The 16,165-nt window shown below is 31.2% G+C and carries 15 protein-coding genes; 3 read left to right on the top strand and 12 right to left on the bottom strand.

Features of this window, described 5'->3' with window-relative positions:
- Position 1 precedes the first annotated feature (1 nt).
- Both rlmD and KW2_RS05720 read right to left on the bottom strand, forming a co-directional pair.
- Entirely contained in the window at positions 2 to 1,372 is a 1,371-nt protein-coding gene (gene rlmD, locus KW2_RS05725) for a 23S rRNA (uracil(1939)-C(5))-methyltransferase RlmD (RefSeq protein WP_011835190.1), read from the bottom strand.
- A gap of 62 nt (positions 1,373 to 1,434) precedes the next feature.
- Positions 1,435 to 2,256 carry a MurR/RpiR family transcriptional regulator gene (locus KW2_RS05720; protein WP_021037233.1) on the bottom strand — a complete coding sequence of 274 codons (822 nt, stop codon included), beginning with the start codon at positions 2,254 to 2,256 and terminating at the stop codon, positions 1,435 to 1,437.
- A gap of 137 nt (positions 2,257 to 2,393) precedes the next feature.
- On the opposite strand from KW2_RS05720, the gene KW2_RS05715 reads away from it, so the two are divergent.
- On the top strand, positions 2,394 to 3,098 hold the full coding sequence (locus KW2_RS05715) for an N-acetylmannosamine-6-phosphate 2-epimerase (protein ID WP_021037232.1): 705 nt from the start codon (positions 2,394 to 2,396) through the stop codon (positions 3,096 to 3,098).
- An 84-nt stretch (positions 3,099 to 3,182) separates the two neighbouring features.
- Here the strand turns inward: KW2_RS05715 and KW2_RS05710 are convergent, their stop codons facing one another.
- From KW2_RS05710 to KW2_RS05700, 3 genes are all read right to left on the bottom strand, one after another.
- The gene (locus KW2_RS05710) at positions 3,183 to 5,708 is read right to left on the bottom strand and encodes an HAD-IC family P-type ATPase (protein ID WP_021037231.1); all 2,526 of its coding nucleotides are present in this window, start codon (positions 5,706 to 5,708) and stop codon (positions 3,183 to 3,185) included.
- Positions 5,709 to 6,148: 440 nt separating this feature from the next.
- Positions 6,149 to 6,394 (bottom strand): hypothetical protein, encoded by a 246-nt coding sequence (locus KW2_RS05705; RefSeq protein ID WP_021037230.1) that lies wholly within the window; start codon positions 6,392 to 6,394, stop codon positions 6,149 to 6,151.
- A gap of 296 nt (positions 6,395 to 6,690) precedes the next feature.
- Positions 6,691 to 7,548: an aldo/keto reductase gene (locus KW2_RS05700; RefSeq protein WP_021037229.1), complete on the bottom strand. Its 858-nt coding sequence runs from the start codon at positions 7,546 to 7,548 to the stop codon at positions 6,691 to 6,693.
- Positions 7,549 to 7,719: 171 nt separating this feature from the next.
- Here KW2_RS05700 and KW2_RS05695 point away from each other — a divergent pair, with 171 nt between their 5' ends.
- A complete protein-coding gene (locus tag KW2_RS05695; RefSeq protein WP_021037228.1) occupies positions 7,720 to 8,130 on the top strand; it encodes a MerR family transcriptional regulator in 411 nt (136 codons plus the stop codon).
- A gap of 364 nt (positions 8,131 to 8,494) precedes the next feature.
- On the opposite strand, the gene KW2_RS05690 is transcribed toward KW2_RS05695, so the two are convergent.
- The 5 genes from KW2_RS05690 to KW2_RS05670 all read right to left on the bottom strand — a co-directional run bounded on the left by KW2_RS05690 (position 8,495) and on the right by KW2_RS05670 (position 11,293).
- Complete coding sequence (locus KW2_RS05690) at positions 8,495 to 8,920, bottom strand: Spx/MgsR family RNA polymerase-binding regulatory protein (RefSeq protein WP_021037227.1); 426 nt, start codon at positions 8,918 to 8,920, stop codon at positions 8,495 to 8,497.
- A 329-nt stretch (positions 8,921 to 9,249) separates the two neighbouring features.
- Positions 9,250 to 9,453 (bottom strand): hypothetical protein, encoded by a 204-nt coding sequence (locus tag KW2_RS05685; protein WP_021037226.1) that lies wholly within the window; start codon positions 9,451 to 9,453, stop codon positions 9,250 to 9,252.
- 213 nt (positions 9,454 to 9,666) lie between these two features.
- On the bottom strand, positions 9,667 to 9,981 hold the full coding sequence (locus KW2_RS05680) for a helix-turn-helix domain-containing protein (RefSeq protein WP_021037225.1): 315 nt from the start codon (positions 9,979 to 9,981) through the stop codon (positions 9,667 to 9,669).
- 352 nt (positions 9,982 to 10,333) lie between these two features.
- The gene (locus KW2_RS05675; RefSeq protein WP_021037224.1) at positions 10,334 to 10,516 is read right to left on the bottom strand and encodes a hypothetical protein; all 183 of its coding nucleotides are present in this window, start codon (positions 10,514 to 10,516) and stop codon (positions 10,334 to 10,336) included.
- Positions 10,517 to 10,528: 12 nt separating this feature from the next.
- Positions 10,529 to 11,293, bottom strand: coding sequence for an SDR family oxidoreductase (locus KW2_RS05670; RefSeq protein WP_187288332.1), 765 nt, complete (start codon positions 11,291 to 11,293; stop codon positions 10,529 to 10,531).
- Between the two features lie 102 nt (positions 11,294 to 11,395).
- On the opposite strand from KW2_RS05670, the gene KW2_RS05665 reads away from it, so the two are divergent.
- Positions 11,396 to 12,328 carry a helix-turn-helix transcriptional regulator gene (locus KW2_RS05665; RefSeq protein ID WP_021037222.1) on the top strand — a complete coding sequence of 311 codons (933 nt, stop codon included), beginning with the start codon at positions 11,396 to 11,398 and terminating at the stop codon, positions 12,326 to 12,328.
- A gap of 54 nt (positions 12,329 to 12,382) precedes the next feature.
- Here the strand turns inward: KW2_RS05665 and KW2_RS11775 are convergent, their stop codons facing one another.
- Positions 12,383 to 15,052, bottom strand: coding sequence for a MucBP domain-containing protein (locus KW2_RS11775; RefSeq protein ID WP_021037221.1), 2,670 nt, complete (start codon positions 15,050 to 15,052; stop codon positions 12,383 to 12,385).
- A 384-nt stretch (positions 15,053 to 15,436) separates the two neighbouring features.
- The gene (locus KW2_RS05655; RefSeq protein WP_021037220.1) at positions 15,437 to 16,165 is read right to left on the bottom strand and encodes a hypothetical protein; all 729 of its coding nucleotides are present in this window, start codon (positions 16,163 to 16,165) and stop codon (positions 15,437 to 15,439) included.

Below are 16,165 nucleotides of genomic sequence, written 5' to 3'. Positions count from 1 at the left end.
TTTATTTTTTATTAAAGCGAGCAACAAGTTCAATATGATGCGTTTGTGGGAATAAATCAACTGGTTGAACTTTATCTAAAATATAGCCTTCGTTTTCAAAACGTACAACATCTCGAGCAAAGGTTGCAGGATTACATGAAATATAAACGATTCTCCGAGGATTAGTTGCTGTTGCTGATTTAATAAAAGTTTCATCGAGCCCTTTTCTTGGTGGGTCAACAAAAATAACATCAGGTTTTATTCCTTCATCAAGCCACTTGGGCATAATTTTTTCTGCTGTTCCTACTTCATAATGTGTGTTCTCAAGTTCATTTAATTGAGCATTACGTTTTGCATTTTCAACAGCAGCCGGAACAACTTCCATCCCATAAACCTCAGCGACTCGATCAGCCATGCTGATTCCGATTGTTCCAATACCAGAATAGGCATCGATAACAATATCTCCTGGTTTTAATTCTGCGAATTCAAATGCTGTTTCATAAAGTTTTTCAGCTTGTGGAGTGTTGACTTGATAAAAAGCTGGTGCAGAAATTTGATAAGTTTTGTCCAACATCAAATCTGTAATAAAATCTTTTCCATACAATAAAACGAACTCTTTACCTAAAATAAATGAGCCAGTTCCATTATTAATATTGAGTTGAACAGATTTAATATTAGTAAAATGCTCCACTAATTTGTCAATTACCAAATCAACATTTTCTGGGAGTTTTTTACTGGTTACAACAAGGCTAACCATCATTTCACTTGTATGAAAACCTCTTCTAACCACAATATTTCGTAGCCAACCTTTGCGCGTTTTTTCATCGTAAGCTTGTAAATTAATTTTCCGAAACTCATCACGCAAAAAAAGGACAACTGCATCAATTTCAGGATGTTGAATATAAAAATCTTCGACTGGAATTAATGAGTGAGAATTTTTTCTATAAAATCCAGTAGTTAAAATCCCATTAACCATTTGAACAGGAATCTGTGCCTTATTTCGATATTTTATCGTTTTAATAGATTCAATAACTGGAGAAACAGGGAAATCTTCCTTCCCAGCCGTTTTTCTTAAAATATCAACGACTTGCTTTTGTTTAAATTTTACTTGTTCATTATAAGTCAGATGACCAAAATCAGCAATCCCAGTTCTTAAATAATCAAGATTTAACTGAGTCGTGCGATGCTCACTTTGGCTTATAAATTCATCCACACGCCCAAAACCAAATGATTTTCCAACTTTAAGAACGCGCATTTTTATCCGTTCACCAGGTAAGGCATTGTCTACAAAAAATGGGTAAGAATCAACTTTAACCACTCCTTGCCCTTCATGTGTCAAATCAAGGACTTCTGCTTCAAATATATCGTTTTTCTTGAAATTTGTCATGTCCATATTATAACATAGTATTTCAATAAGGTTCAACAAACATCACTAAAAGCTGAATAATAAAGAAGTTACTCAACTGTCTTATCCATAACTGCTCTGATAATCGCTTCTCTACTCTGAATTGCTTTATCTTTATAAAGTCGCTCGTGATTTTTAACCAAAATTTCACAAATATATAATTGTGAGATTTTTCCAGTGAGTGAGCCACCATCAAAAAACTCTTCATTCACTGTTTGCAAATTAATATCAGAAAGTTGGGCAAGTGGTGAATAGTCTGAGCTAGTAATTGTAATAATCTGAGCTTTTTGTTCTTTGGCAATCTTAATGGATTCAAATAATTCTAATGTCTTACCGGATAATGAAATGCCAATGATTAAATCTGTCTTTTTTAATAGGGCAGCTGTTTGCAATTGAAAATGAGAGTCACTAATTGCTTTAACTGGAACCCCAATACGAAGAAACATCGCTTCTAAATCTTTCGCAGTATTGCCGCTTAAACCTACCCCAAAAATATAAATAGCCGAAGCTTCAGAAATTAATTTTGAACTTTTTTCAAATTGTTCTAAATCTAATTTTGATTTTGTTTCATGAAGAATCTCAATAATGCTATTTTCATTCTCATCAAAAAATAAGGTCAGATCTGTTCTATTAGAAGACTTTTGAGAATAACTTTCCTTAGCAACTTCTATTTTAAGATCTGAAAATCCTGAATAACCCAATTTTTGACAAAATCTTACTATGGTTGCATCGCCAACCTTGATTGCTTTTTTGATATCATTCATTGTTCCATAAACAATACGCTCCTTTGAAGCTAATACATAATTTGCAATCTTCTTTTCTGATTTAGTAAGTAATTCATATTTTTCTTTAATGACTGTTTCAATTTTCATAATTTTCCTTTGGTAATTAACTCATAATTTCTTGTATCTTAAATTTATTTTATCATAATTGACAAAAATGTAAGCGTATGCTATATTAATTATGGAGTAATTATCCAAAAACAGATTTTATGGAGGGTAAATGGAGAATGAATAAAGAACAATTTTTAGAAAAAATAAAGGGTGGAATAATCGTATCTTGTCAAGCCTTACCCGGTGAACCATTATATTCTGAAAATGGAGGAGTTATGCCTTTGATGGCAAAAGCTGCTGAACAAGCTGGAGCTGTCGCTATCAGAGCAAACTCGGTCAGAGATATAAAAGAAATTCAAAAAGCGGTAAGTTTACCCATCATAGGTATTATTAAAAAAGATTATTTGCCTCAAAAGCCCTTCATTACAGCGACTATGAAAGAGATTGATGAATTAGTTGCTACTTCTTGTGAGGTAATAGCCTTAGATTGTACTCTGAGAGAACGTCATGATGGGCTAACTATTAATCAATTTATCAAAAAAATCAAAGAAAAATATCCAACTCAACTTTTAATGGCTGACTGCTCAAATTTTAAAGAGTGTGAAAATGCTTATTCTGCTGGAGTAGACTTTGTTGGAACTACTCTCAGTGGCTATACAGAAGAAAGTAAAAAACAAGATGGACCTGACTTTGAATTACTTGAAAAGTTAGTTGAGGCAAAAATTCCCGTTATCGCTGAAGGAAGGATTCACAGTCCCGAACAGGCACAGTATGTCCAAAAAATTGGAGTAGACGGAATGGTTATTGGTGGTGCAATTACTAGACCTCTTGAAATCGCGTCTCGTTTTGTTCAAGCAGTTGAATCAGTTGAAAAACTATAATCACTTATCTATAAAATCATTAAAGCAAGAATATAAAATTAGAGTAAATAAAAAAACATTATCTAACTGATAATGTTTTTGCATTTATTTCTCGTTTGTATTTTCTTTATTGAGCTGTGACTTTTCCCAATTATTTACTAATATTTTTTTGTATTGAGGACTATCAGTCATTGCTCTCACGCTATACTGTCTTAACTTTGTAAAAGAGAACCCTGAAACTAAGAGCAAACAAGAAATGAGTAAGATAAGCTTTTTACTTCTCATTTTTACTTCTTTTGAAAAGAATGCTCTAATAATCAAAATCAATAAAATACATATACTTGTCGGAATAAGAAATCTGAAGCTTGTGAAGGGAGCGATTCCTAAGAATTTTGTTACGGGTTCAATGAAGTAAGTACCATAAAACAGTGCCGTCATTCCAGTAATAACTATTGCTCTGAATCGACTTAAGGGTCTACATAAGAGATAAAGAGAGAAAAGTTGAACACTTCCGATAATTAAAGTCACATCACTGATAAACTCTTTGTAATGAGTTACGACGTGTCCATTTGTGAAGCTTGTGTAGATTGGAAATTTATAGGCTAAGGCTAGCATAGCAAAGATAGCTACTCCAATAATTATCCCAGTCGGCAACGCATTATTTCTAATTTTTTGAAGAATATCTTCTTCGTTTCGCTTCTCATCTTTCTCTAGTACAAGTAGGGCACTAGGAATTCCAACAGTGAAAATCCCCATCATCATCAAATTTATTGACTCTAAAGGAAATAAATGATGTGTAATCAATAGAAGAACGGTCAGAGTAAAAGTATAGATTACTCGTAAAAGATTCATACTTGCCACTCGAGTAATATTATTGATTACCTTTCTTCCTTCTTTTAAAATGTCAGGCAAGACAGAGAAATCATTTTTTAAAAGAATAAATTGAGCCACTGATTTTGTTGCTTCATTTCCACTTCCTAAAGCAATCGGACAATCTGATTTTTTAAGAGCCAAAATATCATTGATTCCATCTCCAATCATCCCAACTGTATGTCCATTACTTTGAAGTGAAGCGATAATATCTCTTTTTCTTTCTGGTGTTATCCGACCAAAGATTGTTTTTTCCTCAACAATTTTTTTAAATTCTTTTTCATCATCAGGAAGTTCTGATAAGCCAACATAATCGGCTTCTAAACCTACTTCTTTTGCAATGAGTGAAACAGTTTTAGGGTGGTCTCCTGAAATAATTTTTATTTTAGTCCCTTGTTTTTCAAAATATTCTAGAATTCGTTTTGCTTCTTTTTTAGGTCTATCTTTTAACAAAATCAAGCAAACCAGACTATCTTTCTCGTTTGGTTTACTCTGTGATAAAGCAAGTATCCGGTATCCTTCATCTAGTGCTTTTTCAATATCAGCATTTTGTTTAGTTGTAAGTTCTTTTGCTACTAAATCAAAGGCGCCAAGATTATAAGTACTTCCTCCTTTTAATTCAATCGATTGATACTTAGTTTCTGAGCTGAAAGGATGATAAGTTTCTAATTCAAAGTTACTTTTTTGACTCGTGTCAAAGTATTTTTTGAGCGCCTCCATTGATGCATTCTGTTCTTCATCCAAGGAAATGATAAATGACATGATTTTATCAACTTCTGGTTTTTCTTCTGCATAATAGAGGACTTGCTCAACATTCATCTGCCCTTCGGTAATGGTCCCTGTTTTATCTAAACAAAGAACATCAACTCTTGCTAATGTTTCAATTGCTGACAACTCTTGGGTCAAAACATTCATTCTTGAGAGCTTGATGACACCTAAAGCTAATGCGACTGAAGTTAAAAGAACTAACCCCTCAGGAATCAAACTAGTAATTGTTGCTGCTGTACCAATGATTGCTGTCTTTCTTTGTGGAATCACAGACAAATCTAAAGATGAAAATACAAATTGGTTCAAAAGCACTAAGATAGAAATTGGAATAATACCAATAACGATTATTTTTAGGATTTTATCAATTTGTTGTTGAATTTTTGACTTTGCTTTCTTTAAAACAGAAGCTTCTTTGGCCAATTTACTTATGAAAGTATGGTTCCCAACAGCCTGAACTTGTGCCTTTGCTGTTCCTTGCATAACCAAACTTCCAGAGTAGATAAAGTCACCAGTCTGCTTTTCAATAAAATCAGACTCTCCGGTAATCATGGATTCATCTACATCCATTCCATTTTCTAAACTTATCGCATCAACTGGAACCTGGTCTCCCTTTTTCAAACAAATTATATCATTTAAAACGAGTTCCTCTTTATGAATGCTTGCTTTTTCACCTTCTCTAATTACTTCTACTTTTTCTTGTTTGAGAAAAGAAAGCTTTTCAATAATTCGCTTGGCCTTGATTTCTTGATATATTCCGATAGAGGTATTTGAGATAATTGAAAAAATAAATAACATATTTTTATAAGAACCAATAACAAATAGCACAACTGCCAAGATGAGGTTGAGTAAGTTAAAGATGGTCATTGAATTTTTTATAATAATATCTTTATTTGAATTACCGACTTTAATTGTCGTTACATTTACGTTTCCAAGTTTTTTCTGTTCTTCTACTTCGGTATTTGTTAGTCCTTTGGTCATATTTACTTTATCCATTATCCCTTTTTCCTCCTAGACTAATATATATAATACAACATTTCACTATCTATACTTCTATCATACCTAAAATATTTATGATTATTCTTACATTTTTGAAAGTATTAAGGATTTACTATCTTTTTTAAATGGTTAAAATTTTATAAATCTACAAAGTTTAAGCTTTATTTCAAAAATTCTCAATTTTTCTATTAATCATTTATAGCATAATTGGTCAGGCAGAGTCAACAGCTTTCATTTTTTATAATTCTATAAAATAAAAAAAGCCTGCAAAGGCTGCTGTCTATCATTTGGATTATTTTATTTTCATGAGAAAGACTACTCATTTGTGAGTAGTCTTTCTTATCTATCTAGTTATTAATTCTTTATTCAAATACAATTTATATTATTTATATTTTTCTAGAGAAAATGTTACTCCAAATCTAATTTGAAGCTGTATTTTAACGGATTATTTCGACTTCACGTTGAGATGCTCCATTAACCAGTCTTACTTTATTTTCTCCAAAAAGTTTGATTAATTTATCAAAATCTGCACTCTTTGCAAATTTTTCATTATTTTTTCGATTCTTTTTAGCGTTTTTGGTGGATTTTAACGAAATATAAATTTCTCTTCCTTTTTCATTATTTGGAATAAAATTAGTTTGTTCTAATATAATATTCTCAATTTCCTTTTTTGACTTTGCCATTGAAACAGCACTCCTTCATAAAATAATTACATTAAATATCATATCATAATAGCCTTGATTTTTTAAATATTTTTTTGTTTTACCTCTATTTCCTTAATTTTTTTACTCAAAAAATCTATCATTACTGACAAAGCTTAATAATTATAGCTGACAGCTGATAAAAATTACGCTATTAATAGCTGTAAGTATCCTCTTTAATTTTAATCATAAAAATAGAAGCTGTCAGTAACTGATAGCTCCTATTTTTCACCTATTAATTAAGAAATTAAATATTTAATTCAATAAGTTTTCTCTTATTAAATATCACGCTCTTTAAGCAAATTTTCAAAAAAATCTACTGTTTTGGGATCATCATGATTAAAAAATTGACTTCCAGAAGTTTGTAAAGTGGCAATTTTTACCTTATCTTCTGCTGTTAAACTGAAATCAAAGATATCAATATTTTGTTTCATTCGATTTTTTTTGACGGATTTTGCAAGGCTGACAATGCCTCGTTCATAAAGCCATCTTAAAATGATTTGTGCTGAACTTTTTCCATATTTATTTCCGATTTCCAGTAAAATTTCGTTTTCAAAAATGCCATTTTTTCCTTCTGCAAAAGGTGCCCATGCTTCTAATTGAACATTACCACGGGATAAAGCATTTTGCAAATCATCCTCTCTCTGATGGAAAGGATTAATTTCTATTTGATTAACTTGTGGCACAGTATCTTGGAAAGCGACAATATCAGCTAAACGTAACTCATTGAAATTTGAGACACCAATGGCTCGTATTTTTCCCTCTTTTTGCAAATCAACTAATGCTTTATAGCTCCCAAATACATCTCCAAAAGGTTGATGAAGTAATACTAAATCAAGGTAATCAAGTTTCATTTTTTCTAGTGAAGTTTTAATAGAAGCTTTTGTATTCTCATATCCATAGTTACTGAGCCATACTTTAGTGGTGATAAATAAATCATCTCGAGGAATGATAGTTTCGGCAATTGCTTCACCGACTTCTTCCTCATTAAAATAAGATTGGGCCGTATCAATGTGTCTATATCCCACTTCAATCGCATCTAAAACAGCTTGTTTTGTTTGATCTTTCGGAATTTGGAAAACTCCAAAGCCTAATACTGGAATTTCGACATCATTGTTTAATTTAAATGTTTTCATTTTTATCCTCTTTCATCATTTTTGAAAATATAAAAGCATTCGAACTATTAAAAATAGTAATTTTTAAAATATATTCATCTTGCCTTTAATAATCATTTCTGATACTATTTAAGTATAACACTCGGGTGTAACACCCGGTCAAGAAAAATATATTATTTTAGGAGTTTTTTTATGTACACTATGAAAGAAGTCTGTGATTTATGTGATTTCTCGTACGATACGCTTAAATTTTACTGCAACAAAGGACTAATCCCTAATGTCAAAAGAGACAAAAATAACTACAGAATTTTTAATAAACATGATGTAGATTGGATTAAGAGTCTTACTTGTTTAAAAAAATGTGGTATGACAATCGCAGAAATGCAACAGTACTTAGAGTATTGTCTTGTAGGACAAGAATCAATTAACCAACGAAAAATAATGCTCGATAAGAAAAAAATGGAACTTCTGGAGCAATTGAAAACAGTTGAAGCTTCAATTGATTATATTGATAACAAACAAAATTACTATGATGATGTACTTAGCGGCAATGTAATTTATAGAAGTAATCTCATAACTGAGGAGCCAGTTGAAAATTATTAATGAATCCATCACTCTCAACTATTTTACAGCATTAGTTGATTTATCCCGAATCGGTCTAGAGATATCTATTTCTATCAGCAATATTAGTTTTGGACCTGCTAAAAAATTCCTAGTATAATGCTTCCAATTAGTAATACTAGAAATGATGCTACTTTCATGAAATCTAATAGTTGTTATTTGTTTTCATTTGTACTTAATTTGACTGGGATTTGAAGCAATATAATCAATAATAATTTAGACGTATTAGCAGAGCAAATCACAAGCAAATTTTTATATTTATTATGTAACTCCCGATAAATCAGTTTTAATTTCTTTATTAAATTAAATTATAAAAACATTAGAATATGAAATTTTGAGATGAGATTTATTGTTCTTGTAATTTTTCTAAGTGAATTTCATATAACTTTTTATCTAATAGTCTTTTTTTAACTTTCCTTGCTGGCCGAGGAACAAATTTTCTTACATCATCTTCATTGAATCCAACTTGTATATGGCTCTCATCAACGATGAGAGGGATTCTCAAGAGTGAAATATTTTGCTTTATCATACTAACTGCATCAGTCAAGCTTAGATCTTCAAAAGTGTATGCTATGTCTTGAAAAGATGCTGCTCTTTTAGAAATAATATCATCAGTCCCTGCTTCGGTTAATGACAGAATATGATAAATTTCTTTATGCGATAATGTAGCTTTATTTAAGTTTATTTCCTGAAAGGGTAACTTATTATTTATAAGCCACTCTCTTGCTTTACGACAAGTAGATGAGGATTTCGTAAAGTACAATTTAATCATTTGAATCTCTTTTCTATTTTGGGTTGGAGTACAAAATTTTGTCCTAAAATATAATAACATAAAACCAAGTATAATTAGAGCAATATTATAATTTGATTAGCATTTGATAATATTGTATACACGTTATTTTTTTGTGTATAATAAATATTACGAATCCCCAAAATACAATCATTTTATTTAAGGGAGTACAAGAAATGATTCTATCTCAATCAACAAAAAAAGAGCTGTATATTATATATACAAGCCTTTAGAAAATAATTTATTACGAATCGAGGTAGAAGTTGTTTCCATTCGTAGACAGCATTAATAATAAAAAAAGAAAAACAAAATCAAAAAAGTAGATCTTTTTTCTTTCTAATATATTTTATAATAAGACCTGTAAGAGCACAAATTATGGAACCGCTTATTAATAATACACCAATAAATTCAAATACCTCATCAATAAATCCAACAAAAACAAAATGGCTTAAAATGCCAATAAATAAACCTAGACCACCTATAAAATACCAAGTTTTGCTAATTCTAATCACCATAGACCCCTAAATTCATTTTTTATCTCTAAGATTATACCATGAGATTCTTGATATATAAAATGAAATGTCAATATATCAAGATGAATTTAAATGAAATAAAGGAAATTCCGAACATTAAATTTCAATTCTAATAGCAAGTAAAATAACTTTCTTAATTTAATAAGTACCTCTATCCTTTATTAAAGAATAAGTTTCTTGAGTTCGTGGAATTTTTCATATTTTTGACTCAATCCAACGAAAAATAAGTTCTGCCAATTGTTTCTTTTGTTTTTCACTAAGCCTTTCAAATGCGCTTTCTAAGTTTTTAGGACGACTATCGATATCCTCAATACCTAAAAGGTAAAACGGTGATACCTTAAAAAAGAGCGATATTTCAATAAGTCGTTGCGCTGAAGGTTCTCTATTTTCCTTGTAACTATGTAAGGAGTTTCTGGGATAACCCAGCTCTTTTTCTAGTTGATTTATTGATAAGGATTGTTGCATTGAAAGACATTTAATCCTTTTATAGAATATATTCTGTGTTTTCATATTTTATCTGTCCTCAAAGTATATTTTTTTAAGGATATCGTTATATTTTTTCTCGTTATAATTATCAAATTTAATCCTCCTTCATTGTAAACAAAATTATAGCATAGTATTAAACAATTCAGAAGAAATAATAATATAATCACTGAGCCTTTAAAATTGGATTGAGCAAAAACCAAACAATTAAATTTTAAAATGAATTTTATAAATAATTTAAGGAAGTAATTATCTAACTTATTGAAACAAAATAAAAACAGGTTTTACGCCTGTTTTTTCGTAATCATCCTAATTTTAGGGATGATTTATAATTGGATAAAATATTTAAAAGTATGGACAAACGTTTTCCAGCAAATACTTATTTATTTGCTAAACTATAGTAACAACGTTTGGGTGAGATTATTGAACCCTCTTTTTTAAGCTTAGCAATAATTTTTGTCACTTCTTTTTTATCTAATCCAAGAAGTTCAGAAATCCCTTTTGCATCAAGCATCTCAGAGCTTGTTTCAAATACACGTAAAACCTTATCTTTATTTTCCATAGACTCTTCTCCTTATTTATTTGTGGTTTCGTTTTTAAGCCAGTCAGTGAATTTTATTTTACCAGCTTTATAATTTGTTTTTGGAGTCAAAACATCAGTGAATTCTTTTTTGTCAATAATTTTTCGTAAATAAATTTCATCTTCACTATTCAACTGATTGGTTGCTTCTAAATAGATTAAATTCATTTCGGCAAAACTTATTTTATCTGGTCCTGCAAAATCTGGTAGAATGCCGAAAACTGGATTTTCAACTAAATCGATTAATTCGCTTGCAACCTCTGAAGTATCATCTGGTTGCATCATCATATTGAGCAAAGCTTCTTCTGGTAAGCCATTATTTAAGTTTTGTGGAACAAACTCATTAAATTGAGTTGCCCGAAAAATTGTCCATGGAATAGTATTTGAACTAATTACTTCTTCTTGTGCTTTTTTACCAGCATAATATCCCTTGTAATGTCCGCCTTCCTCCGCATTGGTCAAGGCATTTACTATACTCAATGTGATATGATGTTTAATTGAATTTGCTTTTTCAGCTAAAATTATGTTATTAGATGAGTTTATAAAAAATTTTGTAGCAGTTTCTTTATCAGCTGTTAATATTGACAAAACATCAATGACCGTATCGATATTTTTCAATGATTCTGTCAGTAATTCAAGATTCATTACGTCAACACCCGTGCTAAGACTCAGGCTGTGAACTTCATGCCCTCTTTTTTGAGCTTCAGATACAATCTTACGTCCAATGGTACCATCCCCGCCTAATACAGCAATTTTCATTTTCATACCTCTAAAGCCTCTTGGCTCTTCTTTCTTTTGATATAATGATTATATATTAAAAAGTGGTCAAGTTTTGACCACTTAAAAATTTGAGGAGTGAAAATGAATAAAGCTGAACGCTTAAATAAAGAATTAATTTTTTTAAACAACAAACATACCTTTCAACTCAATGATTTAATGACAGAATTTAAGATTTCTAAACGGACAGCCCAACGTGATTTGGACAACTTACAAGCTATGGGACTTCCATTTTATTCTGAATTAGGAAGAGCTGGCGGCTATAAAATAATCAATCAATACTTTCATGTTCCAATCTATTTCAACTATGAAGAGATTCAAGCAATTTTTTTCGCTTTAAATGCTTTAACCCGCCTTTCTAGTACTCCCTTTGAAGCTTCTTATAAACAAATAAGGGAAAAAATGATGACTATAATTCATGATGGTCAACAAAAACAAATTGAAAAACTGCTCGAAATTGTCGAATATTGGGGAACCGCACCTGTATCTGCTCCCATTTTTTTGTCAAAAATAATGAAAGCTGTCATAGAGAATAAAGGAATCAAAATCCAATCCATGCAATATGGACTTCAGAATTATGAGTTACAAGTTGCCACTTTATACTATCGAAATGGTATTTGGATGATTAGTGCCTACGATATTGTTAGCCAAAATTGGGGTGATTTTCGTTGTGATGAAATTATTTCTTGTCATATTTTTGATTTAGGGAAACATTACAAGAGTCTAGAGCAACTAAAAAGAGAGCGAACCGTTTATTTCAAGAAGTATAGGAAAATTCCTTTTAGTTGTTCTTTAACTTCTTCTGGAAAAGAGCATTTTTTAAAAAATCATTATCCTAATATGTCTCTTCAAAATGATGGGGATGCTTACCATCTTACGGGCTATTATAGTGAGACAGAATTAGAGTTAATGGCTCATTATTTAATCTCCTTTGGAAAAGAATTAACAATCGAATTTCCTACTGAACTTAAGAACGCTTATATTAATCAGTTAAAATATATGATAAATCAAAACTAGAATTGTAGTTGATAATATTTTAGTAAAAAAAGAGCTAACTAAATAGCCCTTTTTTTATTTTTTAACTTGCTTTCTACCCATCAAAATCGAAAACGAAAGAATCAGTAAACCAGTTAGCATTGTAGCAATCACAGATAACTGTGCTTCCCCAGTTTCTGGTAATTGTTTTTCTGACATAGAATCTACGGATTGAATCTTTTCAGTAGTTCCTTTTCCATTGCTTTTTTCAGAAATTATCTCTTTGTCCTTGTCCCCTTCTGATGATTTCGGCGGATTTACTACACTTGCTACCTTATTTTTAGAATAAATGTAAGTTACTGTTTGCGTTTTGTCAGTAAATGTTCCGGTTACATTTCCTTGAACTTCTTTGAAAGTATAACCTGCAATCTCTTTTTTAATTGATGTATAGCCGTCACCTATATTACCACTTAGACAGTCATCACTTGCCAATTTATTACCTTGTTCGTCTTGGTAATGAACATTAATATCTGTACCTTTTACTGGATTTTTTCTATAAACATAAGTCACAATTTGCTCTTTGTCAGTGAAATTTCCTGAAATTTCTCCCTGGGCTTCTTTAAATGTGTAGCCATCTATCTTTAATTGTTCACTGATATATGGGGAACCAAGATTACCATTCAAAATCTTATCTGGGGCAATTTCTGATCCATTTTCATCCTGATAGTGAACTGTAACTTCCGCACCTTTAACGAGGTCTTTTGTATAAATGTATGTTACAGTCTGAGCATTATTGGTGAATTTACCAGAAGCATCACCTTTAACTTCTTTGAATGTATAGCCTGAAATTTTTAATTCATCGCTACTATAAGAGTCACCTGCTTTACCTTTTAAAACTTTATCTGGAGAAATTTGATTGCCTTTTTCATCTTGATAATGTACTGTTATACTGTTGTTTTCAACCACGTTTACGGTTATTGTTTTGCTCACATTATCATTTGTATAAGTAATATCATAGGAACCAGTTTTTGTTGTATCAACTGAACCCGATGTTGTAATCTTTTTAAAATCAACGGAATTTCCCTCTTTATCGCTTGCTGAAGTAAAGTTATCTTTTGCGTTCCATGTGTCCCCGACATAAATGGTGGAATCAATGGCCTCAATACTAGTTTTATTATCTTTTACAATAACGATTGCCGTTGCTGACTTTCCGCCATATCCGTACTGAATGTCAAATGTACCCGTTTCAACAATATCCAAATGGTCGCCACCCATACTCTGATGCTCCATTAAGTCTCCACCAATAACTTTAACTTTTTTGAAGTCAACTGGATTCCCATCTTCATCAACCACACTATCTAGGTTGTCAGTCGCATAGTGTTTATCACCAATATAGAGCGTCGAATCATGCGTCGTAAGTTTCGTTTGATCTATTGAGTAAATAAATGTCACAGATTGAGGTTTATCAGTAAATCTTCCACCAGCATTCGCGGGAGTTGTTTTTAATGCATAGCCCGAGATGTTTTTAGCTTGAGCCAGATAACTATCTCCTATTTTTCCATTCAATTCTTCTGATGGGGCTATTTCATTACCAGTTTTGTCCTCGTATCTTACTGTTACTGGTGCCGCATCTGAATGTTCATAAATGTAAGTGACTGTTTGTGCTTGGTCAGTAAAGTTTCCAGTCGCATTTCCTTGAATTTCTTTAAAGGTATATCCAGAGATATCTATTTTGTATTGTGAGCTGCTGACATCATAAGCCTCGCCCACATTTCCACTGATAGTTTGACTTGTAGAAATCTCATTTCCTTGCTCATCATTATATTTCACTTGAACACTACCAGTTGCTACCGGTGCATCCTCTAATGGTTGAATAACCGTCCCACTAAAATATATTTGATTCGTCATCGAATCTTGCCAATCGTACTGACGGTCAAAATCATATTGTAGGCTAGTTACTGATGAATCTAAATTATTCCATTTAACCTCCCCATAATGTAATTTACTATTTTGAGTATAACTTCCATTGTTACTTATATTATAAACATCACTATCAGTTAATTGATAATTTCCAGCATGCTTAACACTGTCGATTTGAATAGTAGAATTTTTAGGGATAGGGGTATTTGTTATGGTTTGATTTCTTGCGACTATTGAATTACTACTAACTTTATTAGATAAGTTAGAAATATGGTTATAATCAGCATTAACATTATCACAATTTACTGAATCTAACTCCGTAATATCATTATGATCCGCCCAAAATGCTTGTAACTGTAGTTTTCTTAACGGAGTGACATCGCTCACTTTGTTATTATTTATATTTAATTGAACAACGTTAATATCAGATAATGGACTCAGGTCACTAATAGTACCATCTGTAAACCCAACAACTATTCCACTTGCATTAGTAACATATTCAAGTCCCTTAAGGCTAGAAGCCCCTACACCTTGAAATGATATATTATCTGTAATTTCTGCCATTTTTTCTTTTGTTATTTCAGATACAGCTATTCCTAAAGCTTTTGCAACTGCTTCTTGAACAACTTTATCTGGCATCCAAATATCAATCGGTTCATCAGCTTTAGAAGTGGAGGTATTTGATATATTTAATTTAGGAATACTCTCCGGATTGATATCCTTAGAAGGTTGAGAACTAATTAATGATAAATTTTTTTCTTCTGCAAATACTTTTAAAGGTGCTACATTTGATGCAAGAAGCGTCACGGCAACAAGTCCACTAACAATTGTCTGAGTTTTTTTCATTCAAATCCATCTTTTCAGTTATTTATCATATCACTCGACTTCAATAATTTTAAAAATCATAAATTATGATAAGCAATACGTACTTTTTATTGTACATGATTTTAATTTATTTTTTACAAATATTTTGTATGCCATACAATTTAATATATGAAATTATTGATTTTTTACCCTAAACATGCCAACCCTATAACAAAGGGTTTTGTGCGTATTATATCCACTACACCATTCGCCGTTTTTCATTCATTTAACTAAATTTTTAATAATAAATTTCTGTTTGAACTCATCTTAAAATTAAGGATTTTGTATAATTTATTTTTGTGAAAATACAAATTTATTTTTATTAAATAATATACAAAAAAGACCCTTAATAGAGTCTTTTTTTAGTTATGCACCTCTTCTGCGAATCTGATGTGAACCATTCAAAATATAAAATAAAGTGAAGAAAAATATAGATACAACGAGCAAAGTTCCAATAAAGGGTAAAGCAGAGAAGCCAGTTTCTCTTGAATAACCAATAAACGCTTTGATAAAGTCTCTCCATTTCAATTGAACATCAAGAGGAGCTAGCTGCATGGTAATAGATAAGATAATTGGTATACTCATGACTGATAAAAGAATAATGATTTTTTTTACACCAGAGAACATATCATTAAAAGTCCCTAAAAGTAGACCCATAGTAGAAAATACTAGGAGAATCGAAAAATTAAGAATAAAATAGATGATAAGATTTTCATGATCATAGAAGCCATCACTCGTCAAAATTAGAGAAAGATCTAACTTCTTTAATGATATTTGTGAAATAAGGGTCATCAGCAATCCAGTACCCAGTGAAGTGATAACTGTCGTTACTAAATTAACAAGAAAAATATTTTGTCTATTCATTCCAGTTTGTATAAAAAATTTAAAATCTGAATATATCCCAGTAAATGAAGCAATTATAGTAAATATCAAAAGAGGAATAGTAATGTCCGCAGATGTCCCGCCAGGAGCCTTTGTGATTAATAATGCTATCAGTGGCAGAACAAATCCAAAAATTCCCCACCATACAAAAAAGATAGCCAACAAGGTTGCTTGTTTTAACAATCTATATCGAATAGCTGCCATGTTCTTCAT

Source organism: Lactococcus cremoris subsp. cremoris KW2, from assembly GCF_000468955.1.
Taxonomy (GTDB): domain Bacteria; phylum Bacillota; class Bacilli; order Lactobacillales; family Streptococcaceae; genus Lactococcus; species Lactococcus cremoris.
This window is presented reverse-complemented; position numbering and strand designations above follow the sequence as displayed.

What these genes read in the sequence shown, in the direction of transcription:
- KW2_RS05720 (WP_021037233.1), bottom strand. Translation starts at nt 2,256, where the DNA reads ATGAAAATTGAAACAGTCATTAAAGAAAAATATGAATTACTTACTAAA.
- rlmD (WP_011835190.1), bottom strand. Translation starts at nt 1,372, where the DNA reads ATGGACATGACAAATTTCAAGAAAAACGATATATTTGAAGCAGAAGTC.
- KW2_RS05715 (WP_021037232.1), top strand. Translation starts at nt 2,394, where the DNA reads ATGAATAAAGAACAATTTTTAGAAAAAATAAAGGGTGGAATAATCGTA.
- KW2_RS05665 (WP_021037222.1), top strand. Translation starts at nt 11,396, where the DNA reads ATGAATAAAGCTGAACGCTTAAATAAAGAATTAATTTTTTTAAACAAC.
- KW2_RS11775 (WP_021037221.1), bottom strand. Translation starts at nt 15,052, where the DNA reads ATGAAAAAAACTCAGACAATTGTTAGTGGACTTGTTGCCGTGACGCTT.
- KW2_RS05695 (WP_021037228.1), top strand. Translation starts at nt 7,720, where the DNA reads ATGTACACTATGAAAGAAGTCTGTGATTTATGTGATTTCTCGTACGAT.
- KW2_RS05710 (WP_021037231.1), bottom strand. Translation starts at nt 5,708, where the DNA reads ATGGATAAAGTAAATATGACCAAAGGACTAACAAATACCGAAGTAGAA.
- KW2_RS05655 (WP_021037220.1), bottom strand. Translation starts at nt 16,165, where the DNA reads ATGAAGAACATGGCAGCTATTCGATATAGATTGTTAAAACAAGCAACC.
- KW2_RS05675 (WP_021037224.1), bottom strand. Translation starts at nt 10,516, where the DNA reads ATGGAAAATAAAGATAAGGTTTTACGTGTATTTGAAACAAGCTCTGAG.
- KW2_RS05685 (WP_021037226.1), bottom strand. Translation starts at nt 9,453, where the DNA reads ATGGTGATTAGAATTAGCAAAACTTGGTATTTTATAGGTGGTCTAGGT.
- KW2_RS05700 (WP_021037229.1), bottom strand. Translation starts at nt 7,548, where the DNA reads ATGAAAACATTTAAATTAAACAATGATGTCGAAATTCCAGTATTAGGC.
- KW2_RS05670 (WP_187288332.1), bottom strand. Translation starts at nt 11,293, where the DNA reads ATGAAAATTGCTGTATTAGGCGGGGATGGTACCATTGGACGTAAGATT.
- KW2_RS05705 (WP_021037230.1), bottom strand. Translation starts at nt 6,394, where the DNA reads ATGGCAAAGTCAAAAAAGGAAATTGAGAATATTATATTAGAACAAACT.
- KW2_RS05680 (WP_021037225.1), bottom strand. Translation starts at nt 9,981, where the DNA reads ATGAAAACACAGAATATATTCTATAAAAGGATTAAATGTCTTTCAATG.
- KW2_RS05690 (WP_021037227.1), bottom strand. Translation starts at nt 8,920, where the DNA reads ATGATTAAATTGTACTTTACGAAATCCTCATCTACTTGTCGTAAAGCA.